Here is a 16999-nt window from a genome sequence, read left to right as displayed (position 1 = left end):
AAATGACGTATATGTCATTTAAATGTTATAATGACTTTGTGTTATATAGGTAAATTAAAATTTTAGAAAGGATTTTTTTAATATGGGTAAAGAAGAAAAGAAAGCATTAGTATCACAAGAAGATATAATGAAAATTTTAGATTCTTGTTATGAGAAATGCTTAAACGGTATTCCTAAAGTCAGTCTTAATGTTGAAGAAATGGCTAATAATTATTTGAAAAAGTATAAAACTAAGGAAGCTGCTTGCGAAGCAATGCTCCGAAATCAAGTTGCTAAATGTGCAACGTCAGGTTTTATTACTGGATTTGGTGGATTTATTACTATGCCTGTAACTCTTCCTGCAAATGTTACTAGCGTAATCTATGTACAAATGCGTATGATAGCTTGCACTGCATATATGGCTGGCTTTGACCTCGACAGTGACCAAACTCAAACTTTTGTATATGCTTGCCTTGCTGGTGTTGCGGTCAATAAAGTGATAAAACAGGCAAGCATTAAGTTCAGTGTTAAATTTGCAAATGGATTGATTAAGAAAATACCGGGCAAGGTACTGACTAAAATCAATCAAAAAGTTGGTTTCCGATTTATAACCAAATTTGGAACAAAAGGAGTTATAAATTTAGGGAAACTTCTTCCCGGTGTAGGTGCAGTCATCGGTGGCGGATTAGATTTAGTTGAAACTAAGATAATTGCAAATCGTTCATATAAGTGGTTTTTTAAAAATGATTTTTCTGTAAACGAGAAAAATGAAGTAGATAATATTGAAATTTGTGAAAATGATTATGTAGACGTTGTTTCAGAATGAAATTCAAAATTTATTTAAGAACGTTACAATATGATTACGCTATTATATATTATTACAAGTATAATATATAATAGCGTAAAATTGGAATTTGAGGTGAAATGAAAATGATTACTTCACCAAATATAAATCAGCTTAATATAGATAAATATGTAAATAAATATTCTAGAGTAGAAGAGTTGCTTGACGCTGTTGCAAATTATTTGTGTACCCACTTAAATACAGCTGAAGATATAGTTATTTTGCATGAATTTCCTTATAAAAGTCAAAAAAAGTTTAAGAATTTAAAAAACAAATTAATAAAAAAATAGCATAAGAAAATTCTAAAGAAATAACTTTCTTAGAACCTAGTGAATTTAATAAACCCAATTTTATAACCCTAGCTATTGTTAAAAAAGATAGTGGTATTGATAGCATAGATTTACAGCCATTCATTTTATCTCAGAAAAATAGGACTATTTTTTTAAAAAACATACTAATACAAACAAGTATGACTTAATAATGGGTTTGCATGCCCCATCTCATGGGATTGATATAATGTTGTTTTGGAAATCTCTGATAGATTTGTTAAAGCATATTCATCCTTATGCTTGTATGAATATTCTAGGATACAATGAAAAAATCAATGATATCATTATTATTGGTGATTTGAATGTGTTTGAGCCTAATACACAAAGAAAAAGATTTTTTACGAATTGGTTTTATTGATTTTGGGATTGAGAAAGGTAATCCAAATACAACTCCTACACATAAAAATAACAGAATAGATTATGCCTTAATATCAGAAAATTCATGGGCACAATATAAATATGACATAGATATAGAAATTAATGATGAGCCAAGAAAAGAATTTACAGACCATTCAGCTATTATTTTAAAAAAGAATAAAAAAAAGTGAAGTAATAAAGTATGACGATATTACTCCTGGAACTTCTAATTTAGCTTTTAGAGTATATGATTTCATAGGCGCACCCTTATCTAAATGTAGAACTAATAGTTTTTTATTATTTTTTCTCTTAACTTTCTCTGATAGCATAACTCTGTCTACTAATTCTGATGCAAGTTCAACATTCTCTTCAGTCCACACCTCCCAAGCAACTATTTTTCTAATTAAAAAATTAATTCGCTGAGTTTTCACTTAAACTGTTAATTGCTAATTATTAATTGAAATAGGTTGCCCTAAGGCAACCTTTTTAATATAGTTTATTTATTTTCTCTAATTCAAACGGAGTATTTTGATAGATACAATAATTTAGCCAATTACCAAATACTATATTGGCACTTCCCCTCCATTTTACTAGTGGAGTTTCATCAATATTATCATTAGGAAAATAGTTTTTAGGAATAGCTACTTCCATCCCCTTACTACAGTCCCTTATATATTCCCCCATTAAAGTATCTCTATCATACTCTAGGTGTCCTGTAATAAACACTTGTCTTTTATCTCTAGTTGCAATTATAAATGCTCCAGCTTCTTCTGACTCTGCTAGGATATCAAGGTCTTTAACCTTTTCTATATCTTCTTTTAATGTTGTAGTATGTCTTGAGTGAGGTGCATAAAAAATATCATCAAGACCTCTTGTTAAGTCTTCATTAATTTTATTTACCTTATGTGAAAATACTCCAAATATCTTCTTATCTAATGGATATTTTTCTATATTATAATGATAATATAAAGCCGCTTGCGCTCCCCAACAGATATGAAGTGTTGAAAATACATTTTCCCTGCTCCACTCAAAGATTTCCTCAAGTTCCTTCCAATACGCTACATCTTCAAACTTTAAAGTCTCAACAGGTGCCCCAGTTATTATTAACCCATCAAACTTTTCATTCTTAACTTCATCAAAGTAATTATAGAACTTTTCTAAATGCTCTATAGGAGTATTTTGTGAAGTATAGGTTTTCGTTTGCAAAAGTGTAATTTCAACTTGTATTGGAGTGTTCGATAAATACCTAAGCAATTGATTTTCTGCCTGAATCTTAATTGGCATTAAATTTAATATTGCTATTTTTAAAGGTCTTATATCTTGTGTTTGTGCCCTTTCTATATTCATTACAAATATATTTTCATTAGATAGCACTTTAAAAGCTGGTAATTCCTTAGGAATTTTAATTGGCATATAACCCCCTCCTTATAGAATATTAAAGCATAATTCCCATTATTTTAAAAGTGTCTATGCTATTTTCTTCCTTAAACCCTAATTTCAGTATATACTATTAATAGAGTCTTTCTTAAAGGAGGTTGAGAATTGGAAAAAAACTTTAAATTTTACTTTAAACTTTTTAAGGTCACTTTTTATGTAAGCTGTTTTAGCTTTGGTGGTGGTTATGTAATTATCCCTTTTTTCAAAAAATATCTAGTAGAAGATATGAGGATATTAACTGAAAATGAGCTGCTTGATATGGCTGCTATTGCTCAATCATCTCCTGGTGCTATTGCAGTAAACTTATCATCTTTAATTGGATATAGGTTTCTCGGAATTCCAGGGGCTATAATTACTTGTATTGGTACAGTGTTACCCCCCCTTATAATTTTATCTATTGTTTCGATTTTCTACGATGCATTTAGAAGTAATATTTATATTTCAGCAATCCTTAAGGGTATGGAAGCTGGAGTAGCTGCTGCAATTGTTGATTTAGTAATAGATATGAGCCTTACTGTATTTAAAGAAAAAAACTTGCTACTTACTTTATTAGTGCCTTTATCTTTTATAGCTAGCTTTTTCTTTAATGTTAATGTAATACTAATACTAATTTTAGGTGCTATACTAAGCTTCGGACAAGCATTCTTTAGAAAAAGAAGGGAGGCTAATCAGATATGAGTATATTATTTGATTTATTTATAATATTTTTAAAGATAGGCTCCTTTAGTATTGGTGGCGGTTATGCCATAGTACCTTTAATACAAAAAGAAATTGTTGATAATCAAAGCTGGCTAAGCCTTCAAGAATTCACTGATATATTAACTATTTCTCAAATGACTCCAGGTCCTCTATCAATAAATGCTTCAACTTTCGTTGGAATAAGGTTAGGTGGAACCTTAGGCGCTATAGTAGCTACCTTTGCTTGTGTTATTACAGGTATTATTATTTCAATTACACTTTTTAAATTCTTTAAGAAAAATAGTGACATAAGTGAAATATCAAATATATTAAAAGGATTAAGATCTACTTCTATTGGACTTATAATTGCCGCATCTTGCACAATAATTCTTATATCCTTTACTGGTCAATCTAGTATTATTTTCGATTTAAAAACTATTAATTTAATGGCAGCAGCTATATTTGCTGTTTCAATGTTTTTATTAAGAAAATTTAAGATAAGTACCTTAAATATTATTTTGCTTTCAGGACTAATAGGCTTATTTTTATATACATAAAAATAAAAAAGGCTGCCCTTAGGCAGCCCCATTTAATAAAAAGTTATGTAATAGTCTAATGTTATTAACAACTTTATACTTTGCTATTCATATATAATATATAAAGAAAAGTTGCTTCTTTAAAATTTCTTATATCAAAGCCTGTCTCTTTTTTTATTTTATCTATTCTATACATTAAAGTATTTCTATGTATAAATAAATTTTTTGAAGCCTTACTTAAAGATAGATTGCAAGCTAAAACCTCTTCTAAAGTCTGAAATAATTCATAATTAAAGTTTATAAAAATATCTTTATATCTTACCTTTAATTCATTTAAATACTCTTTAGAAATATTAAAAATAGCTTTTTCTAAAAACATATTGTTAATAATATATATTTCTGGTTTTATCTTAAAATAACTTCCTATCTCTAGTGCTATTACTGCCTCTTCATAACTATTTCTAAAACCTTCACTACTATTATCCTTTATTTCACTTATTGCTACTTTTGCATGATCTCCTAAATCCTCTTCAATAAAATGCTTTAAAGATAGAGCATGCTCCATTTCATCTTCTAAATTTCCAATAATACTAATTCTATCGTAAACTTCACTAACATAAAAATCAGTATCACTATAGGTGTTCTTTACTATATCTAATACAGTTTTTTTATCTCTTACTTCTAATAAAAGTATCTTATTTCCTATATTTATGGAATGACTTCTTAGAGAGTCAATATTTTTTCTCCCTTCAAGTAAATCTTCAACTAAGTTATCTTTACTTGATAATTTCACAATAGTAAATTCAATTAGGGGAAATAAATTATTATTTTCTCTATCTAATACTATTTTAAAAGTATTTCCATCTATATTAATCCATTTAGAAATATTAGTTTCTGAATAAGGTAAGTTATCTAAAATAACATTATTTTTTTCATCTAATAATCTAAACTTTAAATTTATTCCCTCTTTAATATCTTCTAATAACTCTATTATTTCCTTCATATTAAGTTTCACCCTTTGTATACCATTTTATAATTATTATATAGCAAAACTTACCAAAGTTAAATATTCATTTAAATTATCATACTTTTTTTATTTCCTCGATTAATTCATTTATATTTATTTTTGCAATTAATATAGAGTCTTCATCATTAAATAAATTAATTTTGTCTACATTTATATAAAAATAACATACTCCAAGTTTTCTCTTTATAATTAGCTCATATTCTTTATTATCAATTAATTTGTAATCTTTATTAGCTATTTGAACTATTTCCTTTATTTCTAAAAGACTTAAGCTTCCTAAATTAATTAACTTGTTATATAAAAATAATGCAAATATATTGTTTTCTTCATAAACATTTTGAACATCTATAATTTCTTCAAACTTAATTATTATATCTTCTCTTATTACATTTACTAAATAACTTCTAGTTATCTTAATATCTTTAATAGTATTAGAAAACCTATACGCTAATTCATCTAAAGAGGCTTCATCCTTAAGCTCTATTATTCTATCTATTCTTTCAATTATTTTTTCTCTTGGAAAAAAGGTTTCTTGCCCAGTAGATACACTCTTTTTTATAAACCATTCTTCTGGAATTAAATCCTTTCTCTTCCACCTATATAATTGTCCATAAGATATTCCTGTTAAATCTAAAAGCTCTTTCTTTGAAATTAATTCTTCAGACATACTTCCTCAACCACCTTACTATCTTTATCTATAGTTATCTTTCCTGTATATTCAACTTTTCCAATTGAGCATCCTTCTAGAATAGTTATATTATGACCTCTTACAACTTCACATTCTGTATCTTGAAGTGTTATATTATCTCCTTCTATAACTTTACTAGTTAAACTACCATATCCGAAGTCAATCCATCTAGACTTTCTTATAATAATTTCACTTCCACCAATCTCTTCTATAATACATCTGCTTTTAGGAATTATTTCTATTTTATCAGCTGATAATAATCCCTTAACTTTTAAGCCTCCCTTACTATAAAAATTGTTACCTTCACAATTTCCATCAGTTTCTAGTCCACCTAAAATATTAATATTATCAAAGGTTAAAGCTTTAACTACACTTAGTTCTCCTAAAACTTTTATATTATTTCCCTTTAATCTTCCTTGCACTCTTACTTCACCAGTTATATTCAAATCTTCTCTAACTTCTAAATCTTTTTTAGCTTTTAAATCACCCTTAATCTTAGTTAATCCAATTATTGAATCCTCATCTAAACTGCAATCACCTAAAGTAGTTAAAATATTTATATTTATCTTATTATGGAATCTTGAGTCCCCCATAATTTTTACTTTTTTAGCTGTAATAGAGCCATTAATTTCTGCATCCCCCATAATTACCATCTCTTCACATTCTATATTGCCATTAGTAGTACTATTACCCATTACCTTTATCCTGTTATACTTTCCTTCTGATATAACACCATCACCAAAAATTTTTGTATCATTATACATATTATATATCTCCCTCTATACTTTAAACTTTTCTCTTATTTTAGAATTCCCATTAATAATTAGTTCTCCTGAATATTCTATCTTGCCGATGTCACATCCATCTCCAATCTTAATATTCTTCCCTCTAACCACATTGCATTTTGTATGCTCTAGATATATATCATCTGCTTCTATCACATTAGATATAAGTTTACTTTTACGTGATTTTGTGAAAAATAGAACCCTAATTAATCTTCTTGCTTTCCTTACATTTAATGTTTCTCCACCAATTTCCTCTATTTCATTAGTCAAAGATAAATTTAATTCTATATTATCACCTGAAAGTAGTCCCTTAACTCTCACCCTTCCATCTGAATAAAAGCTACCGCACTCACAATCTTTTCCTACATAAAAATCACCATTTACTTCAACTCTATCAATATTTACGCTTTTATCAAAAGAAGCTCTACCATTTACTATAACTCTATCACCTTTAAGACCTCCCTTTGATGATAGTACTCCATTTATCTCAAAAGGATCCTTTACTTCAATATCTTCATAACAAGTAAGTAGTCCATTTACATCCATAGATTTTGTATTAATTCTACCTAAAGTCTTCCCCTTACCATTTACAGTAAACTCTTCACAAATTAAATCGCTATTTATTGTTCCTAATCCATTAATTTCTACATTGTCATAATTACCGCCATTTATACTTCCTAGCCCATTAATGTCTATATTATTCATAATCAACCTCCAACATAACATTGTTTCATTCAATATTATAAAAAATTATCTCTTTCACTTTTATATTATTATATTATCGTAACATTGTTACATTGTAAAGATTTTTTTATAAAAAATTTATTACTTTAGACTTATAGTCTAAGTGAATCTAATCTCCCCTTTAAAAGCATATTTAATTTTATTGATATTTTATATTTGCTATAATAAAGAAAAAACAAAAAATAAGCCGCCAAATGGCAGCTTATTTTGCAACTTATCTTTATAATTTGGAACAAATTATTTCCTAAATTATTCATTACACATTAACAATTCTTAATTATATGTTGTTAATTCTATATTATTCTCTTTTACTATTAATGTATTTTTCTATTTCTTCAGCAACTATCTTAGCATGAGCTGTTGCCTCCACTACAGTTTTTGCTCCTGTTACAACATCACCTGATGCAAATACACCATCTCTAGTAGTATGTCCAAATTCATCTGCTAAAAGTAATCCCCATCTATTTGTTTCTAATCCCTTTGTGTTTGAAACAATGTTATTTCTAGGTGACTGACTAACAGAAATTATAATAGAATCACATTCAAATAGTCCTTCTTCTCCTTCAATATTAACAGTTATTACTGTTCCATCTTCAGATACTTCATTTTTAGTAGCTATATATTTTACGCCTTCTTCAGTAAGTTCCATAGGAGATTTAAAGAATTCAAACTTTACTCCATCTTTAACAGCACCTTCTAGTTCTGCTTTAGTAGCTGGAACATTCTCTATACCCTTCCTATATAGGATATAAACTTCCTTTGCTCCATTTCTTATAGCAGTTCTAGCTGAGTCCATTGCTACATCTCCAGCACCAATTACACATACCTTTTCTCCTAAGTTATATACTTCAGGAGACTTTAAATAGTCTATAGCATAATGTACATTTCCAAGGCTTTCTCCCTTAATATTTAAAGTCTTAGGATTCCAAACTCCTGTACCAATAAATACAGCCTTATATCCATCATAGAAAAGTTTATCTAATGTTAGAACTGGTCCAATTAAAGTATTAGGCCTAATTTTAACTCCAAGTTCAATTAATCTTTCTTCATAATGATCTAATATGCTCTTTGGAAGTCTAAATTCTGGTATTCCATAACGCATTACTCCACCTATTTTGTCATGGGAATCAAATAGCGTTATTTTATAACCTTTTTGAGCTAATATAAAGGCAATAGTTATTCCAGCAGGGCCTCCACCTATAATAGCTATTCTATCATCTAATTCTTTTTCTTTTTCAAGCTTTACATTTTCTAAATAATATTTTGATATATGTCTTTCAATGCTACAAAAACTTACTGGTTCTCCTTTAATTCCTCTTATGCAATTTCCCTTGCACTGATCTTCATGAGGGCATACTATTGAACATACTAAAGATAAAGGATTATTTTTAAATAACATTTCTCCAGCCTTAGCAATTTGTCCTTCTTTAAATAAAGTTATTATTTCAGGAATCGGAGTTCCAATAGGACAATTAAGTTTACATTTTGGATTTTTACAAATATAACACCTATCTGCTTCAATAACTAATTCTTTCATTAACAAACTCCTTTAATTTCATTCTGGTTTTTTTACATTATATCATCAATTTTGATATTGAACAAAGATAAACTTCTTTCCAGTATTCCATTTAAATAAGCCAATACTATTCCATAATTAGTTATTGGAACATTTTTTTCCTTGCATGTATTAACTCTATTTATTACTGTTTTTCTATTTATCATACATGCGCCACAGTGAATTATCAAGTCATACCTATCTATATCCTCAGGAAAGTCATGAAAAATGCTATAATCATAAGTTAATTCTGCACCTACAAACTTATTAATTAATTTAGGAATCTTAACTCTTCCAATATCCTCATGGGACACATTATGGGTACAACTTTCAGCTATTAAGATTTTAGAGTCTTTATTTAAATCTTTAATTTTAAAAGCTCCTCTAATGAATTCCTCAAAGTCTCCCTTTTGTCTTGCAAATAACATAGAAAAGCTAGTTAATTTTATTTCCTTTGGTACTATTTTATCTACTTCTCTAAAAGCTTGAGAATCTGTTATTACTAAATCAACATTATTTATATCTTCTAATGCTGATTTCAATTCTGTATCTCTAACTACATAGCTTTTAATTCCATGATCTAAGCAATCTCTTATACATTGGACTTGAGGTAAAATCAATCTTCCTTTTGGAGCCTCAGAGTCTATTGGAACAACAAGTATAACTTTACTATCATAAGGAAGTAAGTCTCCAACTATAGGAAGATCTTCATCCTCTTCCTTTAAAATCCTTATTAGATTTTCTTTTAACTTTTCAATACCTTCCCCTGTTACTGCTGATAGGAATATATAGTCCTTATATTTCTCCTTTATAATCTCTAACTCTTCTTCTTTTATTTTATCAATTTGATTAACAACTGTAATAAATGGTATATTATATTTTTTAAAACTTCTTTTAACCTTAGTGAATTCATCTAAATCTATATCTAAAATATCAAAAACATATATTGCTATATCTGTTCTTTTTAAAATATCCAAAGTTCTCTTAGTTCTTATTTCTCCTAAATCACTTTCATCATTAAATCCAGCAGTATCTATAAACAATACTGGTCCTACAGGTATTAACTCCATAGCTTTTTGTACTGGATCTGTAGTAGTACCTTCCTTTTCTGAAACCAAGGATACTTCTTGTCCCAATAGTTTATTAATTAAAGAAGATTTACCAGCATTAGTTTTACCGTAAATTGCAATATGCTTTCTGTTTGCATTTGGTGTTAAGTTCATAAATACACCTCCTATAGATAAAGATCTCTTTCTCCAGCTCTAAGTCTTTCTATATTCTTATCTAAAATATCTCTAATATCTTTTCTCTTAATTCTTTCTCTTTCAGTCTTAACAACAGCTTCAGCTTTTTCTAATATTTCCTTATCACCATAGTCTATAGCAAATTCTAAAAGTGTGGTCATAGCATTAGGCTCACATACATTTTGTATTTCTCCTGACTTTGCAAGCTTCATAAACCTTTCACCAGTTCTTCCTCTTCTATAACAAGCTGTACAATAACTTGGAATATATCCGTCATCTAATACTGATTTTATTACTTCTAATGGAGTTCTATCATCTGAAGTCTTAAATTGAAGAGTTTCTCTTCCCTCTTCTCTTTCCTTATATCCTCCAACTCCTGTACTAGAACCCGCACTAAGCTGAGATACACCATATTTTATTAGCTCTCTTCTCATTTCTGATGTTTCTCTAGTAGACATTATAATGCCTGTAAATGGTACAGCTATTCTAATAATTGCAACTAACTTCTTAAACATTTCATCGTCTACTAAATGAGGGAATTCTTGCAATGTTACTCCAGCAGCTGGCTTTAATCTAGGCATAGATATAGTATGGAATCCTACTCCGTATTTCTCTTCTAAATGTTTATTATGCATCATAAGTCCTAAAACTTCGAATTTAGGATCAGAAAGGCCAAAAAGAACTCCTCCACCAACATCATCTATTCCTGCTTCCATAGCTCTATCAAAGGCAGTTGTATGATAATTATAATCTCCCTTTAATGATTTTGGATGCATTAATTCATAAGTTGGTTTATGATATGTTTCTTGGAATAATATATAAGTTCCAATTTTAGCTTCCTTAAGTAATTTGTAATTTTCTACTGTTGTCGCAGCAATATTAACATTAACTCTTCTTATTTCTCCGTTGTCACTTTGGGTAGAATAAATAGTTTTTAAACATTCTAAAACATAATCTATAGGAGCATTTACTGGATCTTCTCCAAGCTCTAATGCAAGTCTTTTATGTCCCATTTTTTCTAAGATTTTAACTTCTTCAGCTACTTCTTCCATAGTTAATCTTCTTCTATTGAACTCATTTGTTCTTTTATATCCACAATAAACACAGTTATTTACACAATAATCGCTAACATAAAGTGGAGCAAATATAACTATTCTTTTACCATAAATAGAATCTTTTATTTCTCCAGCTAACTTAAATATTTCATTTAAATCTTCTTTATCCTCTGCTTGTAATAAAACTGCTATATCTTCATATGATAATCCATCTCTTCTTTTTGCTTTTTCTAAAACAGCTTTAATATCTTCTCCCTTAGCACCTTTAGCTTCTTCTAAAATTCTTTCTATATACTCATGATCAATAAACATAGCGCACCCCCGTATTATAATTTTTATATTAACTTTATATTTTCAAGCTGAATATTACCTTTAGTAACCTTATGATATCCATTCTCCTTAGCCCAAGCTACATTGTCACCTCTAGTAATTTCAACTCTAAAACCAGCTTTATTAATTCTTCCTTCAATACACTTTCTGCATTCAGCAGCCTCATCTCCAGTACATATCTTTCCATCATATAATGAGTATTTCTCTCTTACACTAGTTGGAGAAAGATTTGGCATTACAACATTTCCTCCAGCCTTTAGGCCCTTTTCTCTTCCTACTGGATCTATACTTCCAAGAGCCGTGGTAGATGGCAATAAAACATTAGGCAATAATAATCTAATTAAAGCTAACATTGTTGTAGTCATTTCTAGAGTTCCACCTTTCTCTTCTTTTAATGGAGTATCCTTGTGTGGAATAAAAGGTCCTATACCACACATATGAGGCTCAAACTCCTTAACAAATAGTAAGTCATTAACTAAATCACTATTTTTTTGATTAGGAAGACCTACCATAAAACCTGCTCCAACTTGGTATCCAATTTCCTTTAAGTTTCTTAGACATTCTCTTCTTTCTTCAAAACTTGCACCTGGATGAAGAGACTCATAAAGTTCCTTAGTTGCTGTTTCATGTCTTAAAAGATATCTATCAGCACCTGCTTCATACATTTTTTTATATGATTCATAACTTCTTTCTCCTAAAGATAAGGTAATAGCATTATTAGGAAACTTGTCCTTAATAGCTCTAATAATTTCAATCATTCTTTCATCTGTGAAATAATCATCTTCTCCACCTTGAAGTACATAGGTTTTATAGCCAAGCCTGTCACCTATTTCAACGCATTCTAAAATATCCTCTAGTGTTAATCTATATCTATCTGCCTGCTTATTTTCCCTTCTAATACCGCAATAGATACAATTCTTTTTGCATATATTAGTGAATTCTATAAGCCCTCTCATATAAACTGTATTGCCATAAGTTTTCATCCTAGTTTCATGAGCCTTTTCTACTAAGTAAACCTTATCTGTAGGTGTTAGATTATCTAATAAAAACAATAATTCTTCAAAACTCGCATTATTTTCTAAATACAATTTATCTATTATCTCTTTTACCTTCATTGAAATCCTCCAAAATAAGTGATTTTTATGTAGTGATTATTTATTCTATTTCTTTTTTACTAATTGCAGTCTTTACAGTAACTCCATTTATATTACCAAGCTTTCCTGTTAAACTATTAATCTCATTTAAACTACCAACAACTACTATTGATACAATAGAAGTTTCATTTTCTAAAGGAATTCCCATTCTCCCCTTAATACTTCCTCTAAAATCAGCAACTACTTTATTAAACTCTGAATTACACTTACTAGGTTCTTCAAGTATTGCACTTATTACACCTATTTTCATACTTCATTCCTCCAAGCTTATTATCCAAAATTAATATTAATTCCATTAAAAAAAGTGGAAATATAAAATTCCCTAGAATAAAAAAGCCTGTCTTCTTAAAAGAAAACAGGCTTTATATTAATAATAAAAATTATCAAAAGCAAATCATAGCACAAAAACAGCTATGGATAGACTTATACATAACCTTTATTATTAATACAATATTTCTACTTTCTTTCAAATCAGATCTCTCTTTTTTGTTAGATGAATAATTATTTTTTTAACACTTACAACTATAGTAAATATACAAATAAATGAAGATAGATAATTTTCTCCAATTAAATGAGTATTTAATATCCTATATTTTCATAATAAGGTTTAGTTATATATATGTCAATAGTTAATTTTTTGACAAAATAATTTAAATGAAAAATATTAAATGTAGGAGTTCTCCAAACTTATTTATATTAAATTTGTAAAACTCCTACATTTTATATATTTAAAAACAAATCTATCTTTTCTTTTTCATCAGGAGCTAAATCAAATTTATCTATATCTGATATGCTAACCCATTTTCCTTCTACAACGTCTTTCCCTAATACTACTTTTTCTTTTAGTTCCCCCTTGAAAACTGCACATACTTCATTGGATATATTAATAACTTCACCTAATCTCTCTACATTAAAAACAATAGATTTTAAGTCATCTTTAATAGCACGAGTCACGCATTTTTCTTCTGACTCCTTACCCTTTATCTTTCTTCCAATATTATACCAAAGCTTAGGCTCATTTTTCTTCGTCTTCTTCATAACTAAAAAGATATTGTTAAAGTCATCTTTTATAATTACAGAGCACTCTGCAATTTTATTCATTTTTATCCCCCTTTAAAATCGTCTAATAATTTTGTTAATTGTAAAACTTGTAAGCTTTACATAATTAGTATTCTACAAAAAAATCAAATAACCTTTATTTAAACGCATTTTTTTCAATAAAAGGACTATAAAAATAGAAATAAGGACTATACAGTATTAAAAAAGTCTGATATAATCCTAAACCAACCTATTTTAAGGCTATATTTAAATTATCATTAATTTCTATAATATAAGAAAATAGCTATGGCAAAACAGCCCAAAGTAAGAATTAAAATTGTACCGCTATAATATATTGCCATATAGCTAATACTACATAAACAAACCAAACTACACCATTATAATCTATAACATTTGCTAATATATTAAAAATAAAATATACGCCAAATAACCAAGTATAGTTTAAATTTTTCCCTATAAGCTTCAACATTATATAGCTATTTCCTACAGGTATCCAAGATAGCCATCCCTCAAAAAAACTCTCTAATTTGCTAAGCTTATAAAAAACTATCCCTTTTAAAATATAAGCTACAAAACTAAAAAAGAGCTGTTTTCACAGCTCTTTTTATATTGGATTTCCATTAAAATCTTTATATTCAGGCTTATTTTTATCATTTCCTACATTATCCTGATCCTTATGAAGCCTTTGTCTTCTTTCACCCTTTTGCAATGGGTTAATGGAGTTCTTTTTCATATAAAACACATCCTTTCAAATGTATTTTATACTGAATTAAGCTTTTAATACATTGTATTACCTTAAACTTCGAACTCTTCTATTTCTATTGCATAAGTACCACAATGTCTACATACCATTATTGTAACTAAGTAACTAGTATCAACTATACCTTCCATATTAAGTCTAGTAAATGATTTTTTATCATAATCATTATCTATACTACTTGTAACAAATTTGCCATTTTTACCATAAGCATAAAAATAGTACTCTAAGAAATCAAAGACCTTTTTCTTTTCTTCTTTGCCGGCCTTACAATTACTGCAGCATGTTTCATAATAAGAACTTTGAAAGTCAACTTCTTCACTATTTTTTAATAAGTTTAAAATATCACTTACTTCTAAATTTCCTAATTCATTTTCTTCATCGTTTACAAAATAGTCTAAATTATTTTCATTTAAAACATATTCTTTATCATTAAATATAAATTTATATTCCATATTAAGCCTCCTAATAAGCTTTTTTTCATTATTATAGCATACTACATAATTTGCTAAAATACTATCCTTAATGAATTTTATAAATTTAATATATAGCTAATTGAGTATGTCTTTTATTATAAATAGGCCATTTAAAGCCTAACTAGTATTTCATTTATTTCATTACTTACTTTTATTCTTTCCTCATAAATCCATTTAAAATCAAACTCTAATTTAAATACTTTACAAAAAGAATAATACATATTTATTTTTTGATAATATATTTCAAGTTCATCTAAATTACCTGTAAAGCATTGAGGTTTACTTATTACTTTACTCTTTAAGATAAATAACTCATCTATATATCCAAGGAAGGTATTCATAAGTTCATCTTTACTAATATCAAATGGTATCTTTAAAAGTTCCCATTGTATCTCTTCTTTTAATTTAAATCTTTTTATGCTTTCTAATATAATTAAATATTCATTTACATCCATTTTTCTATAATAATCAAGACTTTCTTCCCTTGTAGCCCATAAAGCAAGTTTCTCATTTAAAGGTAAGCTTTTTATATTTAATATTGCATCTGAAGGTCCTATTACAGCTTCTTTAATAATCCTATCCTTTTCACTTAGCTTATCTTTAATAAATCTTTGATTACCTCTAACAGTGGCTACATATCCAACTTCATATATTCCTTTTCTTCCAGCTCTTCCAGCTACCTGCTTAACCTCTTGAGAAGTTAAATTCCTAACCTCTTCACCATCAAACTTTTGAATATCTAAAAATATTATTCTTTTAATAGGTAAGTTTACTCCCATTCCAATAGCATCAGTAGTAATAAGAACTTTATTTTCTTTATTAATAAACATATCATATTGTTTTCTTCTTACTTCTGGAGGTAAATCTCCATAAATTATACTAACCTTAATGCCTTCACTTGAATATTGCTCTGCTATTTGCAATACCTTCTTTTTGGAGAATACAACAATTGCATCCCCTTCTTCTGCTTCCTTATGGCTAAAGTTTTTATCCTCAACCACTAAAGGAATGCTTCTCTTATATTCCTTAAATTCAAATTCATCATTGCAATCTTTTAGTATTTTTTCTACTACCTCTTTAGCATTTAAAGCACCACATAAATGTATTTCTTCACATCTAAGACCAAGTAAGGCTCTAGTCCATGCATCTCCTCTTTGAGGGTCATCTATCATTTGAATTTCATCTATAATTGCAATATCATATTCCTTTTTTATATTTAATTTTTCTATAGTACAAGAAGTATGAGTTGCTCCCTCTTTAATAATTTCCTCTTCTCCAGTTAGCAAATTACATACTATATTTTCATTATTTAGCTTTTCATAATTTTCTAAAGCTAATATCCTAAGAGGAGATAGATATACACCATTTTTAGCTAATTTAAGTCTTTCAACTGCGTTATAAGTTTTTCCCGTGTTAGTTTCACCTAAATGTACTATAACTCTTCTTTTAATATTTCTTGCTAATTTATATTCATCCTTTGGGTTCTTTGGAAAATTCTCTTGAAACTCCTTTGATATTAATTTAGGAATATGCATTTTAGTCAATACTGACATAAAACCAGAGTTAATAAAACTATTATAATTTCCTCTAACTACTTCATAAAAATCAAAATCTGTATTATTCTTTTTATTATAATCATCTAATAATCTTTTAGAAACATACTCTAAAAGCTCTTCATATTCTTCCTTCACTAATGCGAAATCTTTAAAACCTTCTTTTTCCATCTCATTAAGCAATCTAATTTTCTTTCTTAGTGAGCTTTCTTGCTCAATTAAGGCTCCAACCTTGGAGTTATATGCAATTTCCTTTATATGATTCACTTGGGATTTTAATTTCTTAAATTCTCTTTGCAGTGCATTTTTCTTCAACATCTCACCTCTTATTTTTTTAAAATTCTTATTTATAAATTATATCATTATTTTTGTAATTTATTTAAAATTTTATGAACTCATAATTAATATTTTT

At 28.2% G+C, this 16999-nt stretch carries 21 protein-coding genes; 5 read left to right on the top strand and 16 right to left on the bottom strand.

The features are described 5' to 3' along the window. The first annotated feature begins 82 nt into the window (after positions 1-82). The 3 genes from E5347_RS02390 to E5347_RS02380 all read left to right on the top strand — a co-directional run bounded on the left by E5347_RS02390 (position 83) and on the right by E5347_RS02380 (position 1700). Positions 83-805 carry an EcsC family protein gene (locus E5347_RS02390; RefSeq protein WP_136004248.1) on the top strand — a complete coding sequence of 241 codons (723 nt, stop codon included), beginning with the start codon at positions 83-85 and terminating at the stop codon, positions 803-805. A gap of 104 nt (positions 806-909) precedes the next feature. Further along, positions 910-1113: a hypothetical protein gene (locus E5347_RS02385; RefSeq protein WP_136004246.1), complete on the top strand. Its 204-nt coding sequence runs from the start codon at positions 910-912 to the stop codon at positions 1111-1113. Between the two features lie 341 nt (positions 1114-1454). Further along, the gene (locus tag E5347_RS02380) at positions 1455-1700 is read left to right on the top strand and encodes a hypothetical protein (protein ID WP_136004244.1); all 246 of its coding nucleotides are present in this window, start codon (positions 1455-1457) and stop codon (positions 1698-1700) included. Here the strand turns inward: E5347_RS02380 and E5347_RS02375 are convergent. Continuing rightward, complete coding sequence (locus E5347_RS02375) at positions 1677-1940, bottom strand: hypothetical protein (protein WP_136004242.1); 264 nt, start codon at positions 1938-1940, stop codon at positions 1677-1679. The genes E5347_RS02380 and E5347_RS02375 overlap by 24 nt on opposite strands. A 55-nt stretch (positions 1941-1995) precedes the next feature. Beyond that, the gene (gene metA / locus E5347_RS02370; RefSeq protein WP_136004240.1) at positions 1996-2922 is read right to left on the bottom strand and encodes a homoserine O-acetyltransferase MetA; all 927 of its coding nucleotides are present in this window, start codon (positions 2920-2922) and stop codon (positions 1996-1998) included. 129 nt (positions 2923-3051) lie between these two features. On the opposite strand from metA, the gene E5347_RS02365 reads away from it, so the two are divergent. Both E5347_RS02365 and E5347_RS02360 read left to right on the top strand, forming a co-directional pair. Then, positions 3052-3624, top strand: coding sequence for a chromate transporter (locus E5347_RS02365; protein ID WP_136004238.1), 573 nt, complete (start codon positions 3052-3054; stop codon positions 3622-3624). Next, positions 3621-4181, top strand: a complete 561-nt coding sequence (locus E5347_RS02360; protein ID WP_136004236.1) for a chromate transporter — start codon at positions 3621-3623, stop codon at positions 4179-4181. The genes E5347_RS02365 and E5347_RS02360 overlap by 4 nt, the downstream gene beginning before the upstream one ends. 73 nt (positions 4182-4254) lie before the next feature. Here the strand turns inward: E5347_RS02360 and E5347_RS02355 are convergent, their stop codons facing one another. From E5347_RS02355 to E5347_RS02300, 14 genes are all read right to left on the bottom strand, one after another. Then, positions 4255-5163, bottom strand: coding sequence for a PucR family transcriptional regulator (locus E5347_RS02355; protein ID WP_136004234.1), 909 nt, complete (start codon positions 5161-5163; stop codon positions 4255-4257). 79 nt (positions 5164-5242) lie between these two features. Beyond that, positions 5243-5854, bottom strand: a complete 612-nt coding sequence (locus E5347_RS02350; RefSeq protein WP_136004231.1) for a DUF4004 family protein — start codon at positions 5852-5854, stop codon at positions 5243-5245. Continuing rightward, a complete protein-coding gene (locus E5347_RS02345; RefSeq protein ID WP_136004229.1) occupies positions 5839-6639 on the bottom strand; it encodes a hypothetical protein in 801 nt (266 codons plus the stop codon). The genes E5347_RS02350 and E5347_RS02345 overlap by 16 nt, the downstream gene beginning before the upstream one ends. Positions 6640-6654: 15 nt before the next feature. Continuing rightward, complete coding sequence (locus E5347_RS02340; protein ID WP_136004227.1) at positions 6655-7365, bottom strand: hypothetical protein; 711 nt, start codon at positions 7363-7365, stop codon at positions 6655-6657. A gap of 337 nt (positions 7366-7702) precedes the next feature. Then, on the bottom strand, positions 7703-8941 hold the full coding sequence (locus tag E5347_RS02335) for an NAD(P)-dependent oxidoreductase (RefSeq protein WP_136004225.1): 1239 nt from the start codon (positions 8939-8941) through the stop codon (positions 7703-7705). 32 nt (positions 8942-8973) lie between these two features. After that, positions 8974-10182, bottom strand: coding sequence for a [FeFe] hydrogenase H-cluster maturation GTPase HydF (gene hydF, locus E5347_RS02330; RefSeq protein ID WP_136004223.1), 1209 nt, complete (start codon positions 10180-10182; stop codon positions 8974-8976). A gap of 11 nt (positions 10183-10193) precedes the next feature. Further along, positions 10194-11570, bottom strand: a complete 1377-nt coding sequence (gene hydG / locus E5347_RS02325; protein WP_136004220.1) for a [FeFe] hydrogenase H-cluster radical SAM maturase HydG — start codon at positions 11568-11570, stop codon at positions 10194-10196. A gap of 23 nt (positions 11571-11593) precedes the next feature. Beyond that, positions 11594-12703 carry a [FeFe] hydrogenase H-cluster radical SAM maturase HydE gene (gene hydE / locus E5347_RS02320; RefSeq protein ID WP_136004218.1) on the bottom strand — a complete coding sequence of 370 codons (1110 nt, stop codon included), beginning with the start codon at positions 12701-12703 and terminating at the stop codon, positions 11594-11596. 40 nt (positions 12704-12743) lie between these two features. Continuing rightward, positions 12744-12992: a TM1266 family iron-only hydrogenase system putative regulator gene (locus tag E5347_RS02315; RefSeq protein WP_136004216.1), complete on the bottom strand. Its 249-nt coding sequence runs from the start codon at positions 12990-12992 to the stop codon at positions 12744-12746. A 470-nt stretch (positions 12993-13462) separates the two neighbouring features. Continuing rightward, complete coding sequence (locus E5347_RS02310) at positions 13463-13843, bottom strand: hypothetical protein (protein ID WP_136004214.1); 381 nt, start codon at positions 13841-13843, stop codon at positions 13463-13465. A gap of 268 nt (positions 13844-14111) precedes the next feature. After that, on the bottom strand, positions 14112-14270 hold the full coding sequence (locus tag E5347_RS16765) for a hypothetical protein (RefSeq protein WP_168354884.1): 159 nt from the start codon (positions 14268-14270) through the stop codon (positions 14112-14114). A 135-nt stretch (positions 14271-14405) separates the two neighbouring features. Next, positions 14406-14534 (bottom strand): clostri-philic family protein, encoded by a 129-nt coding sequence (locus tag E5347_RS17160; protein WP_279230079.1) that lies wholly within the window; start codon positions 14532-14534, stop codon positions 14406-14408. Positions 14535-14596: 62 nt separating this feature from the next. Continuing rightward, a complete protein-coding gene (locus E5347_RS02305; protein WP_136004212.1) occupies positions 14597-15013 on the bottom strand; it encodes a DUF3785 family protein in 417 nt (138 codons plus the stop codon). A gap of 131 nt (positions 15014-15144) precedes the next feature. After that, positions 15145-16902 carry an SUV3 family DEAD/DEAH box RNA helicase gene (locus E5347_RS02300; RefSeq protein WP_136005827.1) on the bottom strand — a complete coding sequence of 586 codons (1758 nt, stop codon included), beginning with the start codon at positions 16900-16902 and terminating at the stop codon, positions 15145-15147. Positions 16903-16999 lie beyond the last annotated feature (97 nt).

This window comes from Clostridium sartagoforme (assembly GCF_004794105.1).
In the GTDB taxonomy this organism is placed as follows: domain Bacteria; phylum Bacillota; class Clostridia; order Clostridiales; family Clostridiaceae; genus Clostridium; species Clostridium sartagoforme_B.
Note: the sequence above shows the minus strand (reverse complement) of the source record. Positions and strands in the feature narration are given on the sequence as shown.

What these genes read in the sequence shown, in the direction of transcription:
- E5347_RS02380 (WP_136004244.1), top strand. Translation starts at nt 1,455, where the DNA reads ATGTGTTTGAGCCTAATACACAAAGAAAAAGATTTTTTACGAATTGGT.
- E5347_RS02345 (WP_136004229.1), bottom strand. Translation starts at nt 6,639, where the DNA reads ATGTATAATGATACAAAAATTTTTGGTGATGGTGTTATATCAGAAGGA.
- E5347_RS02340 (WP_136004227.1), bottom strand. Translation starts at nt 7,365, where the DNA reads ATGAATAATATAGACATTAATGGGCTAGGAAGTATAAATGGCGGTAAT.
- E5347_RS02310 (WP_136004214.1), bottom strand. Translation starts at nt 13,843, where the DNA reads ATGAATAAAATTGCAGAGTGCTCTGTAATTATAAAAGATGACTTTAAC.
- E5347_RS02305 (WP_136004212.1), bottom strand. Translation starts at nt 15,013, where the DNA reads ATGGAATATAAATTTATATTTAATGATAAAGAATATGTTTTAAATGAA.
- E5347_RS02350 (WP_136004231.1), bottom strand. Translation starts at nt 5,854, where the DNA reads ATGTCTGAAGAATTAATTTCAAAGAAAGAGCTTTTAGATTTAACAGGA.
- hydE (WP_136004218.1), bottom strand. Translation starts at nt 12,703, where the DNA reads ATGAAGGTAAAAGAGATAATAGATAAATTGTATTTAGAAAATAATGCG.
- E5347_RS02315 (WP_136004216.1), bottom strand. Translation starts at nt 12,992, where the DNA reads ATGAAAATAGGTGTAATAAGTGCAATACTTGAAGAACCTAGTAAGTGT.
- E5347_RS02385 (WP_136004246.1), top strand. Translation starts at nt 910, where the DNA reads ATGATTACTTCACCAAATATAAATCAGCTTAATATAGATAAATATGTA.
- metA (WP_136004240.1), bottom strand. Translation starts at nt 2,922, where the DNA reads ATGCCAATTAAAATTCCTAAGGAATTACCAGCTTTTAAAGTGCTATCT.
- E5347_RS17160 (WP_279230079.1), bottom strand. Translation starts at nt 14,534, where the DNA reads ATGAAAAAGAACTCCATTAACCCATTGCAAAAGGGTGAAAGAAGACAA.
- E5347_RS02335 (WP_136004225.1), bottom strand. Translation starts at nt 8,941, where the DNA reads ATGAAAGAATTAGTTATTGAAGCAGATAGGTGTTATATTTGTAAAAAT.
- E5347_RS16765 (WP_168354884.1), bottom strand. Translation starts at nt 14,270, where the DNA reads ATGTTGAAGCTTATAGGGAAAAATTTAAACTATACTTGGTTATTTGGC.
- E5347_RS02355 (WP_136004234.1), bottom strand. Translation starts at nt 5,163, where the DNA reads ATGAAGGAAATAATAGAGTTATTAGAAGATATTAAAGAGGGAATAAAT.
- hydF (WP_136004223.1), bottom strand. Translation starts at nt 10,182, where the DNA reads ATGAACTTAACACCAAATGCAAACAGAAAGCATATTGCAATTTACGGT.
- E5347_RS02390 (WP_136004248.1), top strand. Translation starts at nt 83, where the DNA reads ATGGGTAAAGAAGAAAAGAAAGCATTAGTATCACAAGAAGATATAATG.
- E5347_RS02360 (WP_136004236.1), top strand. Translation starts at nt 3,621, where the DNA reads ATGAGTATATTATTTGATTTATTTATAATATTTTTAAAGATAGGCTCC.
- hydG (WP_136004220.1), bottom strand. Translation starts at nt 11,570, where the DNA reads ATGTTTATTGATCATGAGTATATAGAAAGAATTTTAGAAGAAGCTAAA.